7 protein-coding genes are annotated in these 6,553 nt (G+C 33.3%); all 7 read right to left on the bottom strand.

Annotation, left to right across the window (positions count from 1 at the left end; translation table 11 throughout):
- Window positions 1-794: tetratricopeptide repeat protein (locus DIU01_RS09495; protein ID WP_290833834.1), on the bottom strand; the 794-nt coding region annotated here is incomplete at its 3' end.
- A 42-nt stretch (window positions 795-836) separates the two neighbouring features.
- Complete coding sequence (gene gap, locus DIU01_RS09500) at window positions 837-1,826, bottom strand: type I glyceraldehyde-3-phosphate dehydrogenase (protein ID WP_290833836.1); 990 nt, start codon at window positions 1,824-1,826, stop codon at window positions 837-839.
- 19 nt (window positions 1,827-1,845) lie between these two features.
- Window positions 1,846-2,715, bottom strand: a complete 870-nt coding sequence (gene lipA / locus DIU01_RS09505) for a lipoyl synthase (protein WP_290833838.1) — start codon at window positions 2,713-2,715, stop codon at window positions 1,846-1,848.
- A 173-nt stretch (window positions 2,716-2,888) separates the two neighbouring features.
- Window positions 2,889-3,698, bottom strand: a complete 810-nt coding sequence (locus DIU01_RS09510) for an energy transducer TonB (protein WP_290833840.1) — start codon at window positions 3,696-3,698, stop codon at window positions 2,889-2,891.
- Between the two features lie 373 nt (window positions 3,699-4,071).
- On the bottom strand, window positions 4,072-4,623 hold the full coding sequence (locus tag DIU01_RS09515; RefSeq protein ID WP_035126035.1) for a sigma-70 family RNA polymerase sigma factor: 552 nt from the start codon (window positions 4,621-4,623) through the stop codon (window positions 4,072-4,074).
- Window positions 4,614-5,720: a glycosyltransferase gene (locus DIU01_RS09520; RefSeq protein WP_290833843.1), complete on the bottom strand. Its 1,107-nt coding sequence runs from the start codon at window positions 5,718-5,720 to the stop codon at window positions 4,614-4,616. Before DIU01_RS09520 ends, DIU01_RS09515 begins: the two co-directional genes overlap by 10 nt.
- 107 nt (window positions 5,721-5,827) lie before the next feature.
- On the bottom strand, window positions 5,828-6,553 hold a 726-nt coding region (murB, locus tag DIU01_RS09525), incomplete at its 5' end, for a UDP-N-acetylmuramate dehydrogenase (RefSeq protein ID WP_290833845.1).

Consider the following 6,553-nt stretch of genomic DNA (forward strand, 5'->3'; position numbering starts at 1 on the left):
TTATTATTCAGTAAATTGATACTATCTCGAAGGTTTATATGCTGTTTTAGATAATGATGTGATTTTTCTAAATCCATTGATTTCTCATAAACTTCACTCAATGCTAAAACAATATTTGATTTTTGTTCGATGTCAATATTCTCAATTGCTAAGGCACGATTAAAGTAGTTGATTGCAAGATTATATCTTTTTTTATCTTGTTCAATTTTACCAATTTGATACAATGCTTCTGATTTTGTTTTTTCAAATTCGTCAGATGTGGAGGTAGAAATAACCGATTCAAATAATGGCATAGCCAAATCAGTTCGACCTTTTTCCTTTAAAATAATACCTTTCTGAAGATCAAGCATTTCTTCGGCATTAGAAACTTTTATGGTTTTGTAAATAGTGGTTGCGGCATCGAAATTCTTTTCAGCCATTTTAAAATTATTCACCTGAATATAACAGACACCAAGCGTATAATAGGCAAATGCTTGTTCAGCGGATTTTGGTAAAGTGGAGTAAGTTGCGATGCTTTTAAGTAACACATCAATTGCATCATTGTATTTTTTTAGTTCGAGGTAAACAAATCCGAGGTTGGAATAACTATGAGCAATAGATTTTTGATTATTTGTTTTTTTAGCATAATCTAATGCTTTTTGCGAGTAATCAAGACAATTTCTATAGTTGTTAATGTTTTTATTAAACTTAACAAGTTCTATATAATGATTAACACTATCTACTTTCTCAATTGGCGTTCGTTGAGAAAATAAAATGTTCGGAATGACAAAAAGAAACAGCAAAAGTTGTCTCATGTTTATGGTAAATCATAAATTTTGGTTGTCTAAAGTAAAAAATTATTTTGATATTAAGGTAATTAAATCAATAATTCTAGACGAATAGCCAATTTCATTGTCGTACCAACCAACTACTTTAACCATCTTATCTAGAACAGAGGTAAGTTGAGCATCAAAAAGACATGAATTTCTATTACCAATAACATCTACAGATACAATAGGATCTTCTGTATAATCAAGAATTCCTTTTAAATTTGTTTGCGATGCTTTTAAAAATGCTGCGTTAATTTCTTCAATTGTTACTTCGCGTGATACATTAAAAGTAATATCAGTCAAAGAACCATCTGGAACAGGAACACGAATGCCACAGCCACCAATTTTCCCATCCATTTCTGGAAAAATTTTAGTTAGAGCTTTTGCTGCACCAGTTGTAGTTGGTACAATTGATTGACTTGCACCACGAGCACGACGTAAATCTTTATGTGGTTGATCATGAAGGCTTTGGTCCGTTGTATAAGAGTGAACCGTTGTAATGTAAGCTTGTTGAATGCCGCATAAATCGTTAATGACTTTCATCATCGGTGCAGCGTTATTTGTTGTACAACTAGCGTTAGATATTATAGTTTCTGTACCATCAAGAATGTGTTCGTTAACACCAAGAACTACCGTTTTTATTTCTGGAACTTCTGATGGTGCCGACAAAATTACTTTTTTGGCTCCACTAAGAATGTGCTTGTTTATTTCTTCAAATGATTTGTATTTTCCGGTAGACTCAATTACAATGTCAATTCCATTCCAATTTAAATTTGAAATATCTTTTTCATGGTAAAAAACGTAAGATTTACCATCAATAATTATATGATTTTCATCAAATGAGACTGCATTAGGAAGTACTCCATGAATACTGTCATATTTAATTAAGTGTGCCATCGTTTGGTTATCGGCAATATCATTAATCGCAACAACTTCTATTGTAGGATGATTAAGTAGTAATCTAAAAAGATTTCTGCCAATTCTACCAAAACCGTTTATGGCTATTTTTGTTTTCAAATTTGTAATTCGTGATTATTTAAAGAATATGTTTTTCGGCGTGATAAGAAGAACGAACCAATGCGCCACTTTCGACATGACGGAATCCCATTTCTTTACCAATTTTTTCATATTTTTCAAATTGTTCTGGCGTGATGAATTCTTTTACTGGCAAATGTTTTTTACTTGGTTGTAAATATTGACCAATAGTAATAATATCAACATTTTGATTGCGAATGTCTTGCATGGTTTCTAAAACTTCTGCTTCGGTTTCACCCAAACCTAACATGATTCCAGATTTAGTTCTACGAATTCCTTTTTCTTTCAAATATCTTAAAACTTCTAAGCTTTTATCATATTTTGCCTGAATTCTAACTTCACGAGTCAACCTGCGAACGGTTTCCATATTGTGCGAAACAACTTCTGGATTGGCTTCAATAATTCGGTCGATATTTCTAGTATTTCCTTGAAAATCTGGAATTAAAGTTTCTAAAGTTGTGTTAGGATTCATTCTTCTGATGGCTTCAACAGTTTCTAACCAAATGATAGAACCCATATCTTTCAAGTCATCACGGTCAACACTTGTGATAACGGCATGCTTGATATTCATTATCTTTATTGAGCGCGCCACTTTTTCTGGTTCGTCCCAATCTACGTTTTCTGGACGACCGGTTTTTACACCACAAAATCCACAAGAACGCGTGCAAATATTACCTAAAATCATGAAAGTTGCCGTTCCTTCACCCCAGCATTCACCCATATTTGGGCAACTTCCTGAGGCACAAATCGTGTTCAATTTATATTTGTCTACAAGACCGCGAAGTTCAGTATATTTTTGACCAATTGGCAATTTTACTTTTAACCATTTTGGTTTTCCTACAGGTAAATTATTTTCGGTAGCCGTTTCCATACATGCCTTTTTTAGAAATGCAAAGATACATAAAGTTGAATTAGGATTTTTAAATAACGAATTACAATTTTTTCTTAAAGTTGTGGTATTGGCAATAAAAAAACCTGCTTAGTTTTTTGCACTAAACAGGTCACATTTATCAACTTATGGCATAAGTTATTTAAGGATTATTTTTAATTCAATTGAACTTTTATTGGTAACGTATATTGTGTTCTCATTAATTGTCCTTTTATTTTGCCTGGTTTCCATTTGGTTTTAATTGATTTTAAAACTCTTATGGCTTCTTTATCTAAATCGTATCCTGGGTTTTTCAATACTTTTATATCGGTCATTGTTCCGTCTTTTTCAATTACAAAAGATACAATCACGCTTACTACTACAATTTCATCTAGTTCTGGAGTATTGAATTTTTCTCCTACTTGTTTTCTAAATCTATCAATTCCACCTGGAAAATCTGGTTGTTCATCTAATGCCGCAGGAACAATTGGGCCAGTTGGTGGTAGAGTTGGCTCTGGTAAAATAGTTGTTCCTCCGCCATTGCTTGGGTTTGGATTTACGCCAGTTCCGCCTGGAATTCCCGTTGGTGTGTTGGTTGTTGGAAGTTCTGAAGTTGTTGGAACATCTGGTTCAGATTGATCTGTTGGTGCAGCAACAAAGTTTTTATTTTTTGGAACGTCAACATCTGGTGCGCTACTTGCTGGTGGTTGAACAAGTGGTTTTACAATTTCTGGGTCACGATGATAAGGTGTGATAACAATTGAATCAAGTACTGGAATATCCGGATTCATTTTTGGTTTTGCTCCAAATGAACTTAAAAATAATCCTATTCCTGATACTACAACGATGAATGAAATGCCAGAAATGAAGGCAAGTACTGTAGTTTTTGTGCTTTCTTGACGTAATTGGTAAGCGCCATAAGCTTTGTTTTTGCCCTCGAATACAAGGTCAATCCACTTTTTTTCAAAGATACTTAAGTTTGACATGATTTATTTGTTTTAATTGTTAAGTATCGGTGTTACATATGCTTTAGATATTAGATATTAGATTTCAGATATTAGATTTCAGATTTCAGACTTTTTGTCTTTAGATTTTGGATAAAGTTGTTATGGTTTGCTTCTTGTTTTTATTTTAATAACGCAAAGATTATTTCAATATTGTGTGATTTTTGTAAGAAAATGTAATTTATTGTAGCGTATTGTTTGTAAAGTGAAGTTATAGGTGCGTTTTTATTAATTTGAAGCTCGATTCAATACAAAACCTGACTAACCCTGATAGGAGCAAACCGCCGTGCGGTGCGGATAGCAGGAATAGGGAAACCAAAAGGAACCAAGCCTTTCGTTTCAAAAAATAAATATTTTAACGTTTGGTTTGGATGATTTCTGCCAATAGTTTTTTGGCGCGAAGGAGTTTGATTTTGACGTTACTCAAAGGTTCTTCGAGTTGTTCGGCAATTTCTTGGTAGCTCATTTCTTGAAAGTAACGAAGTTGTATAACTTCTTGATAATGAGGTTTTAATTCTTTTATGAATTGTAAAAGTTGCGATAAATTTTGCTCGGTAATCAACTCATCTTCAGCCGAAGGTGACGTATCGGCGATGTTGTAGGCTTGCTGATCTTCTTCGTCTGTGATTTCTACAAAAAGGGTAGATTTTTTTTTGCGAAGTAAATCAATATGAACATTTTTGGCAATAGCAATTAACCATGTATTAAACTGAAATTCAGGATTGTAAGTGGTTAATTTATCGAATGCTTTGGAGAATGTTTCTATTGTAATATCTTCGGCATCAGTCTCATTTTCAGTGCGTTTTAGCATAAATCCATAGACCTCGTTCCAGTAATGGTCGAGTAGGTAGGTGAAGGCAACTTGATCGCCTTTCTTGGCTTTTTCTATGTACGGATTTATTTCCACTGAACTGGTTTTGAGAATGTATTGGTGATGAAAACGTTAAGTTGTGTGAATATCAAAATGATTTCGATGATTGGAAACCAATACATTACGTCTTTTTCTTTTAGTTTTCCGGCTGCAAACCCGAGTGACAACCATGCAAATAGATAACGGAAACCTATTAAACTTAGTACAATTATCCATTGAAATTGAAATGCTAATAGGATAATTGGCAAAGTTAGGAACATTAATTGTGTTATGTAAAAAATAGTCAATTGTGCTCTATCGGATGCTTTATAGTGTTTTGCTGTGGCAACGTGACGTCTTTTTTGGGTAAACCAATCTTTAAAACTCGTTTTTGGTTTTGAATAAGTGAAACTTTCTGGTGTGTAACATACGGTTGTATTCTGAGAGTTTGCTGCTTGATTGATGAACAAATCGTCGTCGCCCGAGCGGATTTTCATGTGTTCTATAAATCCGTTGGTTTTAAAAAACTCTTCGCGTTTGTAGGCCATATTTCGACCAACGCCCATGTATGGTTTTCCTAATTTTGCCCAAGAAAAATATTGCGTTGCTGTCAATAAAGTTTCAAATCGGATGATTTTATTTAGAAACGAATTTGATATTTTTTCGTAAGCACCATAACCTAAAACAATCGTTTTTTTCATGGTAAAATGTGCGCTCATTTCTTTAATCCAATCGTTAGATTTTGGGTAACAATCGGCATCTGTAAATAGTAGGTATTCGTTTTTAGCAGCTTTGATTCCAAGTGTTAAGGCGAATTTTTTATTTCCCCAAAAGGCTTCGTTGTTTTCTACTTTAACTAATTTGATGTTGGAATATTGTTTTTCAAATGCTTCAAAAACTTCTAAGGTTTCGTCGCTTGATGCATCGTCAATAAGTACAATTTCAAAATCTGGATAGTTTTGTTCAGCTAATAATGGAACAAAGTTTTTTACATTTTCTTCTTCGTTTTTAGCACAAACAATTACCGAAATAGGAACTCTTTTTGGAGTAGAAGTCTGAGGTTTAGCAAAAGAAAATTTACCAAAAAACACTACATAATATAGGAATTGAATAACTACAACAGCAATGAAAATACAAAGTAAAATTAGTAACATAATGGCTTTTTTCTCTTGTTTTAAAACGACTGCAAAAGTATGAAATTCAATTTATAGATTTCAGATTTTAAACAGTAGTTTTTAAATTTAATATCTAAAATTTGATATTATATCACATTAACTTCAGCCTCAATAGCAATTCCATATTTATCAAAAACGGTTTTTTGAACGTACTTTGATAAGTTTAGAATATCTTGTCCGGTTGCATTTCCGTAATTTACTAAAACTAAGGCTTGGTTTTTATGAACTCCAGCGTCGTCTTTTCGGTAACCTTTTAATCCAGAATGTTCTATGAGCCATCCAGCCGGAACTTTTACTTCGGTTGGAGAAACCTCAAAGAATTTTACTTCTGGAAATTTCTGATGTACTTTCTCGAATAATTCCTTTGAAATAATCGGATTTTTAAAGAAACTTCCGCTATTTCCAAGCTCTTTTGGATCGGGTAATTTACTTTGACGAATCGCAATCACAGCATTGGAAACGTCCTTTAATGTTGGGATTGTAACGTTTTGGTTTTCCAATTCTTTTGTAATGTCGCCGTACGAAGTATTGATTTTGTGATTGCGCTTTGTGAGTTTGAAAACCACAGAAGTAATCACATATTTATCTTTTGCTTCTTGTTTGAAAATACTTTCTCTGTAACCAAAATTGCATTCTTCTTTGGTGAAGGATTTCATTTCTTGTGATAGAATATTCATGGCTTCGCACGAAACAAAAGTGTCTTTAATTTCGGTTCCATATGCACCAATATTTTGAACTGGAGTTGTACCAACATTTCCCGGAATCAACGACATATTTTCTAATCCACCAAAATTTTGATTGATGGTCCAAAG

The sequence above is a fragment of the Flavobacterium sp. genome (genome assembly GCF_003525665.1).
Taxonomy (GTDB): domain Bacteria; phylum Bacteroidota; class Bacteroidia; order Flavobacteriales; family Flavobacteriaceae; genus Flavobacterium.

Excerpts from the sequence above, each read along its gene's own strand:
- lipA (WP_290833838.1), bottom strand. The coding sequence starts at position 2,715 with ATGGAAACGGCTACCGAAAATAATTTACCTGTAGGAAAACCAAAATGG.
- DIU01_RS09510 (WP_290833840.1), bottom strand. The coding sequence starts at position 3,698 with ATGTCAAACTTAAGTATCTTTGAAAAAAAGTGGATTGACCTTGTATTC.
- DIU01_RS09520 (WP_290833843.1), bottom strand. The coding sequence starts at position 5,720 with ATGTTACTAATTTTACTTTGTATTTTCATTGCTGTTGTAGTTATTCAA.